The 17,144-nt window shown below is 68.3% G+C and carries 19 protein-coding genes; 6 read left to right on the top strand and 13 right to left on the bottom strand.

The genetic code is table 11. From position 1 onward, the window contains the following. Window positions 1–25 precede the first annotated feature (25 nt). From Afe05nite_RS26760 to Afe05nite_RS26750, 3 genes are all read left to right on the top strand, one after another. On the top strand, window positions 26–1,093 hold the full coding sequence (locus tag Afe05nite_RS26760) for an asparaginase (RefSeq protein ID WP_203819965.1): 1,068 nt from the start codon (window positions 26–28) through the stop codon (window positions 1,091–1,093). Further along, a complete protein-coding gene (locus Afe05nite_RS26755; RefSeq protein ID WP_203819964.1) occupies window positions 1,086–1,556 on the top strand; it encodes a PPC domain-containing DNA-binding protein in 471 nt (156 codons plus the stop codon). The genes Afe05nite_RS26760 and Afe05nite_RS26755 overlap by 8 nt, the downstream gene beginning before the upstream one ends. A gap of 180 nt (window positions 1,557–1,736) precedes the next feature. Then, a complete protein-coding gene (locus tag Afe05nite_RS26750; RefSeq protein ID WP_239118215.1) occupies window positions 1,737–3,023 on the top strand; it encodes an NsdA family TPR-like regulatory protein in 1,287 nt (428 codons plus the stop codon). 21 nt (window positions 3,024–3,044) lie between these two features. On the opposite strand, the gene Afe05nite_RS26745 is transcribed toward Afe05nite_RS26750, so the two are convergent. Continuing rightward, window positions 3,045–3,761, bottom strand: a complete 717-nt coding sequence (locus Afe05nite_RS26745) for an HAD family hydrolase (RefSeq protein ID WP_203819963.1) — start codon at window positions 3,759–3,761, stop codon at window positions 3,045–3,047. A gap of 117 nt (window positions 3,762–3,878) precedes the next feature. Between Afe05nite_RS26745 and Afe05nite_RS26740 the strand changes: the two genes are divergently transcribed. Then, a complete protein-coding gene (locus Afe05nite_RS26740; RefSeq protein WP_203819962.1) occupies window positions 3,879–5,330 on the top strand; it encodes an NsdA family TPR-like regulatory protein in 1,452 nt (483 codons plus the stop codon). On the opposite strand, the gene Afe05nite_RS26735 is transcribed toward Afe05nite_RS26740, so the two are convergent. The 11 genes from Afe05nite_RS26735 to Afe05nite_RS26685 all read right to left on the bottom strand — a co-directional run bounded on the left by Afe05nite_RS26735 (window position 5,327) and on the right by Afe05nite_RS26685 (window position 14,545). Beyond that, window positions 5,327–6,199, bottom strand: coding sequence for a phosphotransferase enzyme family protein (locus Afe05nite_RS26735; RefSeq protein WP_203819961.1), 873 nt, complete (start codon window positions 6,197–6,199; stop codon window positions 5,327–5,329). The genes Afe05nite_RS26740 and Afe05nite_RS26735 overlap by 4 nt on opposite strands. A gap of 220 nt (window positions 6,200–6,419) precedes the next feature. Then, window positions 6,420–6,782 carry a hypothetical protein gene (locus Afe05nite_RS26730; RefSeq protein WP_203819960.1) on the bottom strand — a complete coding sequence of 121 codons (363 nt, stop codon included), beginning with the start codon at window positions 6,780–6,782 and terminating at the stop codon, window positions 6,420–6,422. Further along, window positions 6,772–7,779: a DUF4192 domain-containing protein gene (locus tag Afe05nite_RS26725; protein ID WP_203819959.1), complete on the bottom strand. Its 1,008-nt coding sequence runs from the start codon at window positions 7,777–7,779 to the stop codon at window positions 6,772–6,774. Before Afe05nite_RS26725 ends, Afe05nite_RS26730 begins: the two co-directional genes overlap by 11 nt. Window positions 7,780–8,007: 228 nt before the next feature. Further along, complete coding sequence (locus Afe05nite_RS26720; protein WP_203819958.1) at window positions 8,008–9,300, bottom strand: hypothetical protein; 1,293 nt, start codon at window positions 9,298–9,300, stop codon at window positions 8,008–8,010. Then, window positions 9,297–10,010 carry a diguanylate cyclase domain-containing protein gene (locus Afe05nite_RS26715; protein ID WP_203819957.1) on the bottom strand — a complete coding sequence of 238 codons (714 nt, stop codon included), beginning with the start codon at window positions 10,008–10,010 and terminating at the stop codon, window positions 9,297–9,299. Before Afe05nite_RS26715 ends, Afe05nite_RS26720 begins: the two co-directional genes overlap by 4 nt. A gap of 134 nt (window positions 10,011–10,144) precedes the next feature. Further along, window positions 10,145–10,741 (bottom strand): hypothetical protein, encoded by a 597-nt coding sequence (locus Afe05nite_RS26710; RefSeq protein ID WP_203819956.1) that lies wholly within the window; start codon window positions 10,739–10,741, stop codon window positions 10,145–10,147. Further along, window positions 10,734–11,156 carry a hypothetical protein gene (locus tag Afe05nite_RS26705; RefSeq protein WP_203819955.1) on the bottom strand — a complete coding sequence of 141 codons (423 nt, stop codon included), beginning with the start codon at window positions 11,154–11,156 and terminating at the stop codon, window positions 10,734–10,736. Before Afe05nite_RS26705 ends, Afe05nite_RS26710 begins: the two co-directional genes overlap by 8 nt. Window positions 11,157–11,188: 32 nt before the next feature. Further along, a complete protein-coding gene (locus Afe05nite_RS26700) occupies window positions 11,189–11,809 on the bottom strand; it encodes an RNA polymerase sigma factor (RefSeq protein ID WP_203819954.1) in 621 nt (206 codons plus the stop codon). A gap of 129 nt (window positions 11,810–11,938) precedes the next feature. Then, a complete protein-coding gene (locus Afe05nite_RS26695; RefSeq protein ID WP_203819953.1) occupies window positions 11,939–12,400 on the bottom strand; it encodes a hypothetical protein in 462 nt (153 codons plus the stop codon). A gap of 767 nt (window positions 12,401–13,167) precedes the next feature. Next, window positions 13,168–14,013 carry a TRM11 family SAM-dependent methyltransferase gene (locus Afe05nite_RS26690; protein ID WP_203819952.1) on the bottom strand — a complete coding sequence of 282 codons (846 nt, stop codon included), beginning with the start codon at window positions 14,011–14,013 and terminating at the stop codon, window positions 13,168–13,170. Then, entirely contained in the window at window positions 14,006–14,545 is a 540-nt protein-coding gene (locus tag Afe05nite_RS26685; RefSeq protein WP_239118214.1) for a protein-tyrosine phosphatase family protein, read from the bottom strand. Before Afe05nite_RS26685 ends, Afe05nite_RS26690 begins: the two co-directional genes overlap by 8 nt. Before the next feature lie 304 nt (window positions 14,546–14,849). On the opposite strand from Afe05nite_RS26685, the gene Afe05nite_RS26680 reads away from it, so the two are divergent. Beyond that, the gene (locus Afe05nite_RS26680) at window positions 14,850–15,626 is read left to right on the top strand and encodes a hypothetical protein (RefSeq protein WP_203819951.1); all 777 of its coding nucleotides are present in this window, start codon (window positions 14,850–14,852) and stop codon (window positions 15,624–15,626) included. Window positions 15,627–15,717: 91 nt separating this feature from the next. On the opposite strand, the gene Afe05nite_RS26675 is transcribed toward Afe05nite_RS26680, so the two are convergent. After that, entirely contained in the window at window positions 15,718–16,542 is an 825-nt protein-coding gene (locus Afe05nite_RS26675; protein WP_239118213.1) for an NYN domain-containing protein, read from the bottom strand. 306 nt (window positions 16,543–16,848) lie between these two features. Here Afe05nite_RS26675 and Afe05nite_RS26670 point away from each other — a divergent pair, with 306 nt between their 5' ends. Next, window positions 16,849–17,142 (top strand): pilin, encoded by a 294-nt coding sequence (locus Afe05nite_RS26670; RefSeq protein ID WP_092544575.1) that lies wholly within the window; start codon window positions 16,849–16,851, stop codon window positions 17,140–17,142. Window positions 17,143–17,144 lie beyond the last annotated feature (2 nt).

Here is a 17,144-nt window from a genome sequence, read left to right as displayed (position 1 = left end):
GAGGACAGCCACTGTGGGTGTTGAGATGCCCAAGCCACGCCGAGTCCTGGTGGTCAGCCTGGGCGGCACGATCACGATGACCGCCGCAGTGAGTGGCGGTGTCGTCCCCGCTCTTGCAGCACATGACCTGCTGGCGGCAGTTCCGGGACTTGCGGACCTCGGCGTCGCTGTCGAGACCGTCGACTTCCGGCGACTACCGGGGGCGTCACTGTCCCTGGCGGACGTCACGGCGCTGTCCCGGCTGGTGCGCCAGCACCTCGCCGATGGTGTCGACGGCGTGGTCGTGGTGCAGGGCACCGACACCATCGAGGAGACCGCCTACCTGCTCGACCTGTACCACCCCGGGCCGGAACCGGTCGTGGTCACCGGCGCGATGCGCAACCCGACCCTGGCCGGGGCTGATGGCCCGGCGAACCTGCTCGCCGCCGTCCAGACCGCCGCCAGCCAGACCGCCCGCCGCCTGGGCTGTCTGGTCGTGTTCGCCGACGAGATCCATGCTGCCCGGCGCGTCCGCAAGACCCACTCGACAGCAGGGTCCACGTTCCAATCCCCGAACGGCGGGCCGCTCGGCTACCTGGTCGAAGGCCAACCCCGGCTCCTCAACCGGCTCGGCTCTCGTCATGTCGTCCCGCTGCCCGGCGACGGGCCGCGCCCCCGGGTGGTGCTGCTGACGATCAGCCTCGGCGACGACGGCGTCCTGCTGGACGGCCTCGCTGACCGGGCCGACGGTGTGGTGATCGCCGGGTTCGGCGTGGGCCACGTCCCACAGGATCTCGTTCCGACGCTGGCGGATCTTGCCGACCGGATTCCGGTTGTGCTGGCCAGCCGGACCGGCGCCGGACCGGTGCTGACCACGACTTACGGCTTCCCCGGCTCGGAACGGGATCTGCTGAGCAGAGGGCTCGTCCCCGCCGGATTCCTCGACCCGTACAAGGCCCGCATCCTGCTGAACGCGTTGCTTGCCGCTGGAGCCGATCAGAAGACGGTCACTGCGGCGATCACCGCATCCGGCGGCTGCGGCGACCCCGAGGCGTGGCCGTGGGCGACCGGCGCCGACAGCGCACCGGCGAAGCCGGAGGTTCAGGATGCGTAGTCAGCAGGTCGACATCGGCCGGAGCTTCGTCGTCGTGTTCGACCACGGCGACGACTTCTTCACCGCCCTCGCCGATTTCTGCCGCGAAAACAACGTCCGGCACGGGATCATCCCCACCTTCATCGCGGGATTTTCGCTGGTGGAGGTCGTCGGCACCTGCGCGAAACTCGACAACCCACAGGCCCCGGTCTGGTCCGCCGTCCACCTGAGCAATGTCGAGGCCCTCGGCGGGGGCACCATCGCCTACGACGAAACCGAGCAGCGGATCCTGCCGCACATCCACGTGTCCGTCGGGCTCAAGGAGCACAGCGCCACCGCGCACACCAGCCACCTGCTCTCGGCCACCGTCCAGTTCCTCACCGAGATGTACCTCGTCGAAGTCTCCCGGCCGGCCCTACACCGAGAGCGCGATCCCAACCTCTACGACGTCCCGCTCCTGCGTTTCGACACTGCCGAAAATTGAGGAGCGACAATCTCCTGGGTCGGCTCAAACAGCCACGGACCAGAGACCTGCCGCGCCAATCGACCATTGGCAGATAGGCCATCATGGGGGTGGGCCGCATGAGGCGCCACCCTGTGCCAGGCCAGAGCCACCCGAAGAATCCCATCGGATGCTTTCCGACGTGCGGAGGATGGTGCCACGGTGAACCAAGGCAAGCCGGAGCCCAATTCGCTACTGATGCAGGCGCGACGCCGGCGTCCGTCTCCGTCCGGGTCAGGGCGGCCGATGTCGCGGCAGGAACTCGCCGAGGCCATCAACCTCTACCTCTGGCAGCACCACCAAATCGTCCACCAGTGGGACGAGACAGACATCGGCCGACTGGAGCGCGGCGAGAATCGCTGGCCCGGCAGACGACGCCGGGAAGCATTCCGCGCGGTCCTGCAGGTGGCAGCCGACCATGAGATCGGCTTCTACATCAGGCGCTCATCAACCGCCACATCCGATGCCACGGCGGTCGACCAACTCGTCCTGGCGCAGCTGGAGCCTTCCGCCGAGGAACTTCTGCACGGGAGCGGCGTGGGACGCGGCGAGTGGAGCAGTTTCGCCGTGGTAACCAGCATGCTGGCCCAGCAGCGGCAGGCAGTCCCGCCCTCGGCCTTGCTGAGTCTCGTTGAAGCGCACCGCGACTGTCTGCTGACGCTGTACCGCAAGGCAGGCTCCGACTCGATCAAAGCTGATATCGGCGCCATGCTCGGCGAGGCATCGATCGTCGCGAGCCGACTGTGGAGCGCACAGGGCAACCACGCCATGGCTCTCGCCCACTGCGGCTACGCCCACACGCTCGCCGACCGGTCTGGGGACGTCCGCCTCGCCGCTGTCGCCCGGATCTTCGAAAGCAACCTGCACTCCGGCGCCTCGACGCTGATTCACGCCGACGGCGACATCATGACCGGCCTGCGCCTGCTCGACGAGGCCAGCGCCGCCGGCCCGCAGTTGACGGCGGCAGCGCGAGCGAGAATCGCGGCGGAACAAGCCCAAGCGTACGCGGCCCTGCGCCTCCCACGTCAGGCCAAGGCCGCCCTCGATCGGGCACGACAGCATGCCGCCGCGATCACCGACGACGACCGGACTGGACTGTTCAGCGATTGGAACACCACTCGCGTCCAGGTCTACGAAGGCACCTGCTACCTGCTGCTTGACGAACCCACAGTCGCCATTGAACATCTTGAAAACGCCGCCGCCGCCCTCGGCGAGGACGAAGGGAATCTCAACGTCGCCCTCGCCGCCCGTGTCGACCTCGCCGCCGCGTACGGACTTACCGGTCAGCTCGACGCCGCATGCACCAAGCTCGGCGACGCCTACGAACAGCTACGCCGCATCGGCAACCTTCGTGGGATCGCCCGCGCTCAGCGAGCCCGCGAAAGCCTCAGCCCCTGGAACAATGAACCGGCAGTACGCGAAATGGATCAGCGCATCGCCGCAGCCTGAATCACGAAAGGTCGGTTCTCCTCAATCAGCCGACGTGAGGCCGGCGATCGTCGACACCAGCAAGTCAGGGTCCAATCGGTCGAGCACCGCGTCCGGCTCGTAGCCAGCCAGTTCCTCCCGGCTGGCCCGGTGAGCAACCACCACAGCCCGGAACCCCGCGTTCCGGGCGCAGGCGATGTCGTTCGGCGCGTCCCCCACTACTACGGTCCGCGCCGGAAGCAGCGGCGTGCCGTACTTGTCGCGGTAGCGACGCGCCACGACCGCCGTCAGCTGGAAGCGGTCCCGATCATCCGATCCGTACGCGCCGATGTCGAGGTCCAACTCGTCGCCCACACCCAGCGAAGCGACCTTGACCTCGGCCGCGTGCCGCAGGTTCCCGGTCAGCACCGTCTGCACGAAACCACGCCGGTGCAGCACGGCGATGCTCTCGACGACCCCTGGATACGGCGGCTGAACCCGGGCCAGCTCGTCGCGGCCGGCATCCATGACCTCAGCCAAGACCACACCGAACCGAGGGACACCGGCTTCCGCGTCCGCCGCGTTGATGCCCGACGTGACAGCGGTGTCGACAACGATCGACTCGTCGGTGTAGCCGTGAACCTTCTTCTCCGGAAACGTCACAGCCGACTCGTCGATCCCGTACGTCCGGGCGATAGCACGCCGCAACCAGCGAAGATCCGCCGGAATCAGCGTGCCATCGACATCCCACACCACCACGCCTGCATCCCGACTATCCACCAAGCCATCGTGCCACGTCGACGGAGACCTGGGCTCAGGACCGCAGCAGAGCCTTACAATCTGATCCCGCGTCTGTACGCCTCGTGCGGTATCCCTGTTTCCGGTTGGGGTTGATTCATGGTGGATCGCGCAAAATCCACGCCGAACAGGCTGCTCGTGGAGGCGCGCCGACGGCGCCTATCTCCTTCCGGCTCGGGCCGTCCGATGTCTCGGCAGGAGCTTGCAGAAGCGGTCAACTCATACCTAGCGGATAGGTATAGCGCCATAACCAGTCTTGACGAGAACGACATCGGGAAGCTGGAGCGCGGCGAATACCGGTGGCCCCGTGAGCAACGACGCGAGGCGTTGCGAGCTGTGTTGCACGCACGGAGCGATCAGGATCTCGGGTTCTACATCGTCCGCGGGCCGCGAACGGCACCGATCGACGAGCCCAGGAACGAGCGGGGCCCCGACGCCTCACAGGCCGTTGCTGCCCGCCTACAGGAGATCAGCAGTGGTGCCGTCGACAGCAAGATCGATGTCGGCCTGGTGCGGCAAGCGGGCGCAGCGTGGTTCGGGATGCTGCCCGACGACCTGTTGGACCTGCCGGGCCCTTGGTCAACGCAGATGGAAGCACCTCCCAAGATCGAGAAAGCGCATGTCGAAGCACTCCGTCGCAGCACGGTCCTGTTCGAACAATGGGACCATCAGTACGGCGGCGGGCTCGCGCGGGCCGCGATGAGCGGCCAGCTGGAGTGGGTTTGCCGTGCAGCCCGCACGTCGACCATGTCCGGCGCCACACGGCGCAGTTGGCAGGCTTCCGCCGCCCGCCTCGGTGACCTCGCTGGTTGGGCGTGCTTCGACGCCGGTGACGCGCCCCAGTTGGTGGAGCGCTTCTTCCTGAAGGCAATTCAGCTCGCGGGAGAAGCCGACGACGTCCAGCAACGTACCCACACGGCTACGTCCATGAGTCGGCATCTGACCTATCTCGGCCGAACGGACGAGGCGCTGGAGATGTCCAGCCTCGCTCGCCTCGGGTGGCGACATTTGCCGCCGCTCGGCCGTGCGGTCATCGGCATTGTCGAAGCCCGCGCACACGGCAAGATCGGCAACACTGCCGCATGCCGGGAGGCGGTGGAGCTTTGCGATCACCATTTCGCGACCAGCACTCCGGACGGGCTGCATGACGAAACGTGGGGCTATTACGCCGATGAGGGCCAGATTCTCGGCGATGCCGGCCACGGCTTGTTCGACCTGGCCCTTCGGAGCGATGACCACATCCAGGCGGAGATCACCATCAGCCGACTTGAAGCTGCCTACGCGCTGCATCCTGCCGATATTGCTCGTTCGCGAGCGCTCACGATGATCAGGATCGCATCGTTGAAGGCCCGTCACCGGGACATCGACGAAGCGTTGGCTGCGGCCGAAATCGCCGTTGCTGAGGCCGGTCAGCTCCAGTCACATCGCGTCACCGATGACCTTAGGCTCCTCAGCAGAATCCTTGACCGCGCCGTCACCAGTCGTGGCGATCAAGAACGGGTCGAGACGGTACGAACCGACATTGCGACCCTGGTCAATACCTCCGCCTAAAACCCGGTCCACCCCGCTGGCGCGGTCCCATCTCGAAGGCTGGCCAGGCGATGCCGCAACTGCCGTTCCCGTTCGGGATAGTCTCCGGCCGACTGTGCGAGCCAGGTTGTCATCCGCAACATGCGAACTCCCCGCAAGATCGGCCACGCGGAGCCCGTTCGCACGTCGTAGCCATAGGCGTCGGCGAACTGACGGTACTGATCGAGCGAGAACCACCCGCATTCGTGATAGAGCGCGGTCAGGGTCAGATCCCACTCCGGTGGACCGACGGCCACGGTCTCCAGGTCGATGAAAGCGACCCGCCCTTCAGGGTTCTGAAGAAGGTTGTCCATGTGCGCATCGCCGTGAACCACGGCCAGGCCCAGCGTGAAACTGGCCCGACTCCACTGGTCAGCGAGCCGACTGCGGAACTCGCTGAGGAATTCCCGATCCTCCGCCCTGAGGGCGTCGCCGAGGGCCAGTCGATCTTCGAAACCACTGAACGGATCGACCTTGGGAAGCAGGTTGTCTACCGGCATGGGAATGCTATGCAGCTTGCGCAAGCAGTGGGCGAGTGTGACGAGGTCAGCCGGCCGCCCGTCGGCCAGGTACTCCCAGAACGACACCACGAATCGGTCGGCGACGACCGGGACCGGCACCATCGGCCGGGCGATCGGTACGCCCCGCGACTGCAACCAATCAGCGGTGCGCAGCTCCGCGGCGACTCGCTCCACCGCGTCCCGGCCTCGGACGATCCGCGCCAGGGCGCCAGCGGCGGGAAACACCACGACGCCGTTCTCGCCGACCCGAAGGACACGGGCGCCGCTGATGGAGAGGCCCTGCTCAGTGGCTGCTGCTACGGCAGCATCAGTCGCCTCGTCGGTCCGCACCCCTCTATCCTGCCGCACCCGGGCGAAAGCCGCCTGCTCCAGCCATCAGGCGACCAGACCTCTCCGGGAGTAGGGCACACCAGATCTGGATCACCGCGACCATGAATCCCATAAAGCACAAAGGCCCACCTCCTGCGGTGTTCGGCTGCTGGTGGGGGGCGGAGCGAGCCGTCTTGGCTCGCTCCGCCGAGGCGGCCGACGGGTCGGGCGCGGTCCCGATCTACCGGCTATCCATGATCTGTAGCAGCTTCTCGGCCAGCCACTGTCGTCCGTGCGGGAGGGCGACGATGTGGGGTGCGTTGATCCTGGTGGCGTGGTCGATGGCGCGTCGGTCGTCGGGGGCGAGTGTGGCCACGACGACGATGCCGCCGCAGTACAGGGGTTTGCGGACGCGTCCGACGAGGTCCGCACCGATGATGATCATCGGGCGGCGGCGAGCGTTCCTGCGGCTGTCGGGAAGGGAGTCCGTGACGTCGATGTCACATCCCGCTTGCTGCTCGACTTTTTCTACTTCCTGGCGGATCCAGGGACTGGCGGTGATGGCGATGGCCGGATACCAGAGGGGCCGGGACCTACTTGCCATGGCCGTCCTTCGGGTCCCCTGTCGTTTCCGGGTGGGTGATCGACCGTTCGATCTCTGCCGGGCTGATTCCGGACTTCACCGCCCAGAGAACGGCTGTGGCGTTCTCGTTCGCCGGGTCGGCCCTCAGCGCGCGGCGTGCGGCCAGCTCGGCGAGCATGCCGTCGCCGAATCCCCACGCGGTGATGGCGAGCAGCGTGGCGGGGGCGGGGACGAACGGTTCGGGTGCTCTGCGGGTGACTTCGATCCAGAACCCGAGGTGTTGCGGGCTCGCCTCGGTGCGGCTAAGGACCAGACTCCATATCGATGGGCGCGACAACAGGACCAGAAGCCAGGCCAGTTCGGTCTCATCGGGCGAGACGCCGTCGGCATACCGGCGGAGAGCCGCGGTAACGGTCGATGCCGCAGCCTCGCGGTCGTCACCCTGCATGTCGAGGCGTGTGATTGCCTCGATGATCGCCCGCTGGATCGTTTCGCCGGTGGCGGTGGGGTCCGGTTTGAGCAGGGCGGCCTTGGCGTCCCGGCTGGGTAGAGCGACCACGCCGGCGTACGTTGCCTCGGCCGGGATCGGCGAGGCGCAGGGGTCGAAGGGTGTGCCGTCCGCCGGGCAGTCGGGGTAGGTGCAGCCGAGGTGGTGGATGCGGTTGTCGGTCACGCGCAGCGGTAGGCGTACGGGTAGTCCGTCGATGGCGAACACGGCGGCGACAGTGTGCAGTGCCGGGTCGAGGTCGGTGGCGGGGCCGTAGCCGATGAGGACCATGGTGGGATTCGGGTGGGCTCGGCGGGCGACGTCGGCGATGTGGTGGCTCATGTCGAGCAGCGCCGTGGTGGGATCGTCGGGTCCGGGAAGGTCCAGGCGTGCGCCGAAGACGACGAGGTTGTCGGCGACGGCCATGACGACGATGCTGCCGTTGCCGGGTTGGAAGCCGAGCAGGTAGGGCACGACGGCGACGAGGTCGACGTCGCTGCGGATCTGTAGTTGGAGTACGGCATCGGACATGAAAAGGGCTCCTTGTCCAGGGTCTGGTTTCGCTGCTGGTGGGGTGTTCGAGTCGGCTGACCACCGGGGCAGCACGCAGGGCGGCGTGGCGCTGTGCGTACCGGGGCAGGTCGGCTCGGTGAGGCGCGCACCGGTAGGGCGGCGTTTGTCCGGCGGGACAGCCGCCGTCATGCACGGGACCGCTACGCCGTGGTGGGTGAGGTTGGGCCTCACCCACCACGTGCGGGATCACTCGGGTGTGCTGTTGCCGGTGTCGGGGCGTCCGCGCAGGACGCGGACGGTGGTGCTCAACTTGATGGGCAGGTGTTCCTCGCCCTTGAGGAAAGGCTGGATGTCGACGGGCCGGCGCAGGCTTCGGCCGGGGCCGTACGCCTGTTGGCGTTCGTGGCCGGAGACCCAGAACCGGTGGTCGGGCTTGGCCCGTGTCCGCGTGCTGCCGCGCCTCTGATCCGGTTCGGCCGGGGTGGTGGTGCGGGGTTTGATCCGTACGGTCCTGACCTCGGGTGCCGGGCGTCGGCTGCGCTGGTAGGCGCGGATCGTGCCGTTGGGCAGTTTCGTCGCCACGGTGTCGGCCATCTGCTGGTGAATCAGCAGCCAGGTGGTGACCATTGGGCTGAGCGGGTGGTCACCGTCGATGGCAGCCCGACGGGTGAGATGTTCGGTGTGGATGGGCAGCAGCCAGCCGATCTCATGCCGCAGTTGCGGCATGAGGGTGTCGGGGACGGCGGTGCCGATGCTGCGGTAGCCAATGAGCTGCCAGCCGTCGGAGTTCTGGGTCCAGGAGACGGCGGCGAGTTCCTCCCTGGTGCCGACCGGCTCGGCCCAGACGATCAGGCCATCCGGGGTAGGTGCGATCTCGTCGGTGAGTCGGGCGGTGGGCTGGTCAGCGCTGACCGCGGTGACCAGGCCGGTGAACTCGTCGTTGACCCAGTACATCGGTGCGACGTCGAGCTGGTCGGCCAGGTGCCGTCGACTGCTCGGCTCGTTGATCGGGTCGGGTAGCCGCACGCTGCCGCGGAGCAGGCCGGTGAACCGGTCACGGATCTTCGGCAGCATGTCGGCGGTGATCCGGGCCGGTGGCCACGGCGTGGTGGCCAACAGGGTCCGGTCTTCGCGGCCGAGGACGATGCCCCGGTGCAGCAGGTTCAGTTGGGTGTACTCGATGCTGCCGGGACGCCATCCGACCAGGCCAGCGCACCGGGCCGTGAGAGCGTCGATGTCGTCGGCTTCGACTATCTGGGCGCACGGGTAGCAGATCTGCCAGTGGTCGTTGTAGGTCTGCACGACACCGGCATCGACGGCCAGGAGTTGGATGAGGCCGGTTCGGTAGTCCCAGACCGGCAGGCCGTCGGAGCAGGTGTGACAGCGGTGGAAGACGTCGCGCAGCAGGGCGGCGCTGATGGGGGTGACCGGGTGGTCCTTCTCGGCGACCGGGTGCCGGTAGCTGATGTGCCCGCCGTCGTGGTGTTCGGTCAGGGCTTCGCGGCAGAGGGCGCAGGCCATGAGGGTGGCGAGGTTCATGCTTCGCCGCCGTTCGGGGTGCGGCGCTGGTCGCGCAGGCGGGGTCCGCGGCGTGGCGGCCGGGTGGGCATCGTCATGCCGGCGCGGTAGAGGACGTGCTGGTTCCCGCCTTGCTGTTTGGCGTGGTACATGGCCAGGTCGGCGTGGTGCAGGGCAACGCCTTCGAGCAGGTCGGCGCTGGCGGTTACGGCGATGCCGAGGCTCGCGGTTACCGTGACGAGGGTCGGCCCGTCGTCGGTGCGGACCTCGACGGATTCGGCGATGACACTGGTGAACAGGAGTGCCATATGGGCGAGCCGGGGTGCGTCCAGCGGCGCGATGACGGCGAACTCGTCGCCGGCCAGCCGCGCGGCGTGCCCGCTGTAGAGGGCGGCGAGTCGCGCGATCCGGGCGGCGGTCGCCTTGAGCAGGTCGTCCCCGGCGTCGTGGCCGTACGCGTCGTTGACCTGTTTGAACAGGTCGAGGTCGATGAGCACGGTGACGATCTGCCGGTGCTCGGATGCGGCGATGGCGGTGTGGATGGCCCGCAGGCCGCTGCGGTTGTGCAGGCCGGTGAGCGGGTCATGGGTGAGCTGCCAAACCTTGTCGGCCAGTTCGTCGCGCAGCCGGGCGATGATCTGCCGAGTCGCCCTGCGGCTGGTCAGGAAGCCGATGACGGCTCCGATCGTGGCCGCCACAACGGTGGCGATCACGAGGGGTGTGGTGAACACTGGGTTCCTCCATTCCGATGGAGAAACCCGGGACGCGCGTTTTCCAGGCGAGGCGTCCCGGGTTCCGGATACGACGACGGCCCGCCGAAGGCGGGCCGTTTTTGTGCTTCGGGCGCCGTGGACGGCGGCCCGGGTCAGGTGGTCTCGGGCGTCGCGATCGAGCCGTCCCAACTGAAGGTGGCGCCGACACGCGCCGGGTATCGCCCGGCGGAACCCTTCACGCCGGGCCGGTCGGGCGGGCGTGGCTCGTCGGTGCGGGGCCGCCGGCCAATTACCTGTGTGGAGCCGGGCGGGGTCCCCTTCGGGCGCAGTTCGTAGCGCTCGCGGACGCCTCGGACGTAGTCGATGTCGGAGTCCAGCGGGTGGTATGCGCCGCGCAGGATGGTGCCGCCGAGCCGGTCACAGCAGCTGACGGTGACCGGGTACCAGCCGGTGAGGGCGATGACGACGGTGTGGCCGCAGGACAGGTCGAACTCGAACACGCACAGCCGGTACTCCACGAGTTCCCCGGTAGCCGAGCCGGCGGGTCCGGACGGTGTGCAGGGCTGGCAGATCGGGCCGAGGTCGGCCTGGTATCCGCCGTCGCATTGTTCGCAGACGATCCGGAGGCAGGCGCGGCATTCGCCGGAGGCGACGTCGGTGAGGCTGGTGCCGCAGAAGCCGCAGTCGCCGGTCAGGCATGCGTCGGTGTGCTGGCCGGGCCGGTGCTGGTGGCAGGGGTGCTCACGCATGGTGGCTCCGGCGCAGGTGCATGTAGACGGTGTCGGCGGTCAGTGCCTGGCCGGTGCGGTTGGTCGGGCTGTCGATGCGTCGCCACCCGACGAACTCGCACGCCAGGAAGGTGGTGGTCTGCTCGCTGGTGATCCCGAGGATGTCGCCGGCCGACAGCGAGCGCAGCTTCAGCAGCCGGTAGGTGCAGGCGAGCAGGAAGTCCAACTCGCCGCCGTCGGGGTATCCGCGGCGGCGCTGCAGAGTGTCGAGGTCGGCGTTGAACAGGGCGAACGCCCAGTCGGCGATGTCCTCCGGGCTGGTCTCGGCGGGCAGGTCCCGCCAATGAGAGATGACCTTGGTGAGGGCGTGGCCGGACTCGTACGGGAAGAACCGGCTGTCGGTGTTGTGGTACACGGCGATGTAGAACAGCGTCATGATCGTGCCTTTCGCTGGTGTCTGAACGGGATTCATGCCGTGACCGGCGCAGCGGTGAGGGCTGCTTGGAGGTGGCGCAGGCCGCGTCTCTCCAGGTCGCGGACGGCTTGGGTGCTGCGGTCCATGAGCCGGGCGGTGTCGTCGCGGGGGTAGCCGTCCAAATAGCGCAGCTGGATCGCGCGGCGCTGGGCGGCGGTCAGCCTCGCCATCGCGTGAGCGAAGGTGATCCGCCCGAGCCGGTCAGGCGGTACGGCGACGGCCGGGGCGGTGGGCGCGGGCTCGTGGTCGCGGACGGCGTACGCGGCGCGGACGTAGCGGCGTCGGGACCAGTCGTGCTGGTTGCACGCCTTCGCGGCGTGCCAGATGAACCAGCCGCGCACGTCGAGCAGCGCGGTGTTCAGGTCCGCCAGGGCCCCGGTGAACGTCTCCTGCACGAGGTCGGGGATCGCGTCGCGGTCGCGGCCTCGCAGGCGCACGGCCACATACCGGGTGACCGGTTCGCGGAAGGTGAGGTAGAGCTGCGCGAAGGCGTCGCGGTCGCCGTGCTGGGCGCGGTCGAGCAGCGCGAGAACCTGCGGGGCGACGTCCGGACGCCGGTGGTGCGAAGGCACGGCGGGGCGGTGGCGTGGCGTACCGAGGTCGGGGTACGGCATTGGATTCCTCCATCCATCAGGTGGAATCCGGGCACGCCAGATCGGCCGTGCCCGGAAGAGTGCGCGGGATTCGCGCGGTCGGCCGGGCACGGCCGAGGAGGTGATGCGAGCGGTTACGCGGGGAACTGGCTACTGAGTGAGTCCGTACAGCCGCAGGTGCGCCTCTTTGAGGTGTCCCGCGACCAACTCGCTGTTGGCGCCGGCAGCGCTGAGGCTGTCGATAATGGCGCGCAGCGCTGCGGCCGGTGCATCGACGGAGCCGGGGAAGGCGCGCGCATCGGTGTTCGAGGCGATGCGCTGGATCGTCTGGGTCACGTGCGCCTGAATCAGGTTGAGGCCGCACACCAGTCGGGCCAGTTCGGCGAGGTCGTGGAGTTCGACGGCGTGGGTCATGATGTCGCCGAGGTGTTCAACAGCGAGCAGGATGATGTAGGTCATCGCGACGGTGACCGGCGGATCCAGGCGCGCATTATCGCCGAGCATCTGAGCGAGCATGTTCACGACGTCTTGGCCGTCATCGTCGATCCCGGGACGATCCGGGACCTGCGCGTACCAGTCGGCACCAGGCAAGTACCAGGCGGGTTTGAGCATGTCGTCCTCCTCCGGACAGCAGGAAGGCGGCCATCGGGTGATGGCCGCCGCTGGAAAATTGGGTGTGCGCCACCGCGCCCTGGCCGTGTCAGCGGAGGGCGTCAGCAGATGGGTGCCAGATCCGAGGCTGGCGGCGGCGGCCGACCGTGATGGTGGGCGCGATGCCGTCGCGCGGGCAAGGGATCGGGACACAGAAAGAAAAAGGAGAACCTTCAGCGTATGAGGGACCGGCAGTCCCGGTGCTGGGCTGTCAGATCGGCCGGTCTGGCAAAACCTGTCAGCCGGGCAGTCCCGCAGTCCCGGTCAGGTCCCCCGCTCGAGCGGGGCTGTGCGGGACATCGGCGAAGTCCCGCTCGACGGGACTCCTCCAGCCGGCGGGTCCCGCTTCGGTCGCCGAGGCGGAGCGGGACCCGCCGCCGGGACTCGTTCGGCGGCGGCCGGTACGGCAGAGTCCCGCTCCGCCGGGACGTGCCGGGTAGCCCCACCAGTCACCGGCTATCGGCCAGTGACCGGTGAGACCGGGACCCTGACACGGGGCAGCAAACGGCAGGCAGGACAGCGCCGGGTGGCCCTGTCAGGTTGGGCACGGCGGCCAGCAACAGCCCGACGACCCCGGATGATGGCGATGCATTCCCGAACGCCCGCCCCGAAGCCGTGTCAGGCCGGTCAACGATGACGAGACTTGCTCCGAGAAACAGTTCCTGACCTGCATGGACCCCAGGATTGGCCGGACGAACCCCTTGGATTGCTACGGAACTTCAGCAGGTTCAGCAGCGGCGCAGGACCAAGACGTCCTCGTGCGCGATGAGGTGGACGGGGACGCCTTCGGCGCGGGCTCGGCGTACGGCCATGAGCCCGAACATGGAGGCGCGGTGGACGATCTGCCCGTCGCGGACGGCGGCGAGCATCGCCGCGCACCGCTGGACGGGGACCAGTCCCGTTGACCGGGCGACGGCGAGGAGTTCGCCGGGCAGGTCGATGAGGTCGTCTCGTTGGCGGCGTACCGGTCGGCAGGTGATCACCACGGTCCCGCCGGGACGCAGCAGCTGATACGAGGCGGCCAGGATGGTGGCGAACCCGTCGAGCAAGCGGGACCATCCCGCATAGGCGAGGTTTCCGCGTTCCCGGTCCCCATACAGGTGGTCCCGCTTGCGTACCCCGGTACTGTCCGCCCGCACGAGCCCATGAGTCCCGCGCCCGTACGGCGGTGAGGTCAGCACGAGTCCCACCTGACCGACCGCGGACGCCGGGACCAGATCGAGCAGTCCGGTGGCGTCGCCGGTGACGACCTTCGCCGTGCCGGCCGCGCCCTGCGACGACGCCAGGGCGACGTTCTGCTCGGCCAGGGCGGTGAAGCGGGGCTCGATGTCGATGCCAATCGCGTCGCGGCCCAGATGCATGGCCTCGACCAGGGTGGTGCCGGACCCGGCCATCGGGTCGAACACCAGGTCGCCCGGCGCGGTGAACGAGCTGATCGCGTGGGCCGCCAGGTGCGGCAGCATCTTGCCCGGATGGGTTGAGGTCGCCGGGACGTAGCGGCCCCGGCGCTGGTCACGCGCGGGCTGCTGGCAGGTCAGCCAGACCGAGGTGACGGGAAGGGTGTCTTCAGCCATCATTGCCTCCGTTCTCCGTCGCGCTGCGAGTCATGATCAACACGTCGGTGTGGATGTCGAGTTGGGTGTGCTGGCCCCGGCGGGGCTGTCGGTCGGCCGCCACGATGTGCTGCAGGTACGCCAGTCCGGCCTTCTTGGCCGCGGTGATGACATCGACGGGCAGGACGACGTCACCGTGGGGCAGTAGGACAGCCACGCAGCCGCCGGGCACGAGGCTCGTACGGCAGCGGTCGAAAAAGTCCCCCGGCTCGGCGGGGTCGTCGATGGGCCATCCGGTGACGACCAAGGTCGCGGTATGCCACTCCCAGCCGAGCCGCCGGGTGTACTGAAGGTGGCTGCGGCGCCGGGCGGCGATGATCGCGCGGGCCAGCTGCGGCCCGGCGGTGAGGTCGGTGATCAGGTCGGACGGGTGGGTGAGGTTGTGGACCAGCCGTACCCCCATCGCGTTGGACATGGTCTCGCCCGCAGCGGGGGCGGGAACCGGCCAGACGGTGATCGGCACGGGCGGGTCGCCGGACACCGTGTCCCCCACGGGAACCGGTGCCTGCCGGTGTTTTCTCTCGGTCATGGGCTGGGTGGCCCCCGGACCGGCGGGCGCGCTGACGATGCATAGATCCCGGTTGTCAGGTCGATCGAACTCGGCCCGTCCTGTCAGGACCGGACATCGCAGCGTGCTGACAGATTCGGCGCGCGGGGCGGCAGGGCGGCGAATCTGTCCGGACCGGTCACGACCTGTCCGAAGCTGACAACCGCTTCTGGTGTCAGGCCGGGCTGTCCCAATCGGTGCCTCGGAGCGTTCGCACCCGGCGAGGCGCTCCCCACCGAGGAGACAGATCATGGCGACGACGACCCGCACGAGAACGACCGACACTGCTTTGTCCAGCGCGGAGAAGGCATTCGCGCTACTGACCTGCGAACCGGCTCCGCTGGTGTTCGACGCCCGGCCTGTGCCAGGCATGCCGAACACGACGATGCCGCTGGACCGGCTGCGCACCCTGCTGGTGTACGAGCGGTACGACAGCGACACCACCGACATCCTGTGGCGGCAGCTCGCCCGCCACGCCCGTGAATGGGGTCCGGCCTGGGTCGTCGGCGCGATCGGCGTCGCGCTTCCCGCCCTGACCCACCTCGCGGCGAAGATCAGCTCCGGTCGGCCCCGGCTCGCCGACGACATCGACTCCGAAGTCTTGACCGGATTCCTGTCGGCGCTGCGCACCACGGATCTCGACCGGCCGCGGCTGTGGCTGCGGATGTGCTGGACCGCCTGGCGGGCCGGGGCCGCCGTGATCAAGGACCAGGAGGGCGAGGAGCTACCGCTGGATCTGTCCAGCGGCTCCCGCACCCCGCGCATGCCCTACGGCCACCCGGACCTGTTGCTCGGCCGGGCCGCCGCCGCCGGCCTGATCACCGCCGAAGCCGCCGAGCTGATCAGCGCGACCCGTTTCGGTGACGCGCTGATCGAGCAGTTGGCCGCCGAGCAAGGCACCACGGCCCCGGCGCTGCGGATGCGGCGCCGCCGCGCCGAGCGAGTCGTCGCGGCCGCGGTCAGGCGCGGCGACCTGTCCGGTCCCTTCGCGCCTAATGATCGCGGCGCCAGCACGACGGCAGCGTAAGGCGCTGCTGACATCAACCGGTCGAGGCCGCATCGAGCATTCGCTCGGTGCGGCCTCGATCCGTTTCAGCCGACCGTCGTCACACGGCCGCTCACGATGGTGAGGCGATATGGCGCACGGTGATGTCGTTGCCGGAACGCCCTGCGGTGGCAACCCGGTGCGGCAGGCGGTTGAGAAAGTCGCGGAAGGTGCGGCAGCCGTAGTTGGCCTGGTCGAACGACGGGTCCAGCACGAGCATCTTGTTCTTGACGGTGCCGGCGGTGGGTGTGTCGGTGGGGATCTGCTCGAAGGCGCGCACCAGCAGGGTTTCGGCTGCCGCGATGTCGAAGACGGCGGTCACGGCGGGTCTGGCGGCCGGTTCTACCTCGGCGACGACGGTGCCCCAGAACTTGTATTCCGAGCACACCGACACCAGTCGCTGGCTGGCGGTGGCTTGCGTGCCGACTCCGACGACGTGTTTGCCGAACCCGCGCAACCGGTGAACCAGTGGCGAGTAGTCGCTGTCGCCGGTGACCAGGATGAACACGTCTACGTCGGGATGGGTGATGAGGACTTCCATCGCGTCAACGGCCATGCGGATGTCGGCGGCGTTCTTCCCGGCGACGCCGTGGTGGGCAATTTGGACGAGATCGACGCCGTTGTTTGCCAATGCTGGCTGATACCGGCCGAATCCGGTGTTGGCCCAGTCGGCGTACGCCTTGCGAATGGAGGCGTTGCCGTAGAACCCCCGGCACAGGTGGGTCAGCGCCTTCGCAGGGATCGGTTCGCTTTGTCCTGGGAGACCCTTGCCGGCGCCGCAGACCAAATTCTCGAAGTCGATGAACACCGCCACCCGAGCCTCGGGCGAGTACCGCGTCAACGGCGGTGTCCGCATCCATCGGTCGAGCGATCCCTGCCTGGGGGTCACGTCGTCCATAAGCGCGCCTTCCCGTGCGTTCCGGATGTCTATCCGTGCTGACCGATCGTGTCAGCTCGTGACAGGAGTGGCACGAGTTCGATCTACCTGACAGCGCGGATCTGGGCGGTGCATGTCATCCACGGCATGCCCGCCCGGTGGGGACCACCCCGGCGGCGAGGCCCGATGGTCCGGCACGGCTGGCGCGGCGCACTGACACCGCAACCTTCGCGACACGCGAGGAGGAGCGCCCCCACCGGACCTCATACGACCCTTCGCCCCGGTCCCCATCGCGGCGGCCCCGCAGAACTCCTGTGGAGCCTCGCGATGCACACCAGTCTCACCCTTCTGTCCCTTGCCGCTGCGGCTGACGTGCCGCTGGCGGCGGCGAAAACCATCCCGCAGGTCATCGACGGCATCACCGGTTGGATCATGGGCATCATCGCGGTCGTCGCGACGATGTTCCTGGTCATCGGCGGCCTGCGCTACATGGCCGCCGGAGGCGATCCCGCCCAGGTCGAGCAGGCCAAGGGCAACTTCAAGTCCGCTCTGATCGGCTACGCGCTGGCGGTCTTGTCCCCGGTGGTCCTCGATGTGCTGCAAAGCATCCTCGGCGGCTGACC

Source organism: Paractinoplanes ferrugineus (assembly GCF_016862195.1).
Classification (GTDB): domain Bacteria; phylum Actinomycetota; class Actinomycetes; order Mycobacteriales; family Micromonosporaceae; genus Actinoplanes; species Actinoplanes ferrugineus.
The sequence above is the reverse complement of the archived record's forward strand: the minus strand, read 5'-3'. Positions and strand labels throughout refer to the sequence as shown.

Coding starts and splice junctions, on each gene's coding strand:
- Afe05nite_RS26675 (WP_239118213.1), bottom strand. CDS start 16,542: ATGGACGACGTGACCCCCAGGCAGGGATCGCTCGACCGATGGATGCGG.
- Afe05nite_RS26705 (WP_203819955.1), bottom strand. CDS start 11,156: ATGACGCTGTTCTACATCGCCGTGTACCACAACACCGACAGCCGGTTC.
- Afe05nite_RS26680 (WP_203819951.1), top strand. CDS start 14,850: ATGGCGACGACGACCCGCACGAGAACGACCGACACTGCTTTGTCCAGC.
- Afe05nite_RS26700 (WP_203819954.1), bottom strand. CDS start 11,809: ATGCCGTACCCCGACCTCGGTACGCCACGCCACCGCCCCGCCGTGCCT.
- Afe05nite_RS26670 (WP_092544575.1), top strand. CDS start 16,849: ATGCACACCAGTCTCACCCTTCTGTCCCTTGCCGCTGCGGCTGACGTG.
- Afe05nite_RS26725 (WP_203819959.1), bottom strand. CDS start 7,779: ATGTCCGATGCCGTACTCCAACTACAGATCCGCAGCGACGTCGACCTC.
- Afe05nite_RS26710 (WP_203819956.1), bottom strand. CDS start 10,741: ATGCGTGAGCACCCCTGCCACCAGCACCGGCCCGGCCAGCACACCGAC.
- Afe05nite_RS26690 (WP_203819952.1), bottom strand. CDS start 14,013: ATGGCTGAAGACACCCTTCCCGTCACCTCGGTCTGGCTGACCTGCCAG.
- Afe05nite_RS26720 (WP_203819958.1), bottom strand. CDS start 9,300: ATGAACCTCGCCACCCTCATGGCCTGCGCCCTCTGCCGCGAAGCCCTG.
- Afe05nite_RS26740 (WP_203819962.1), top strand. CDS start 3,879: ATGGTGGATCGCGCAAAATCCACGCCGAACAGGCTGCTCGTGGAGGCG.
- Afe05nite_RS26760 (WP_203819965.1), top strand. CDS start 26: ATGCCCAAGCCACGCCGAGTCCTGGTGGTCAGCCTGGGCGGCACGATC.
- Afe05nite_RS26755 (WP_203819964.1), top strand. CDS start 1,086: ATGCGTAGTCAGCAGGTCGACATCGGCCGGAGCTTCGTCGTCGTGTTC.
- Afe05nite_RS26695 (WP_203819953.1), bottom strand. CDS start 12,400: ATGCTCAAACCCGCCTGGTACTTGCCTGGTGCCGACTGGTACGCGCAG.
- Afe05nite_RS26730 (WP_203819960.1), bottom strand. CDS start 6,782: ATGGCAAGTAGGTCCCGGCCCCTCTGGTATCCGGCCATCGCCATCACC.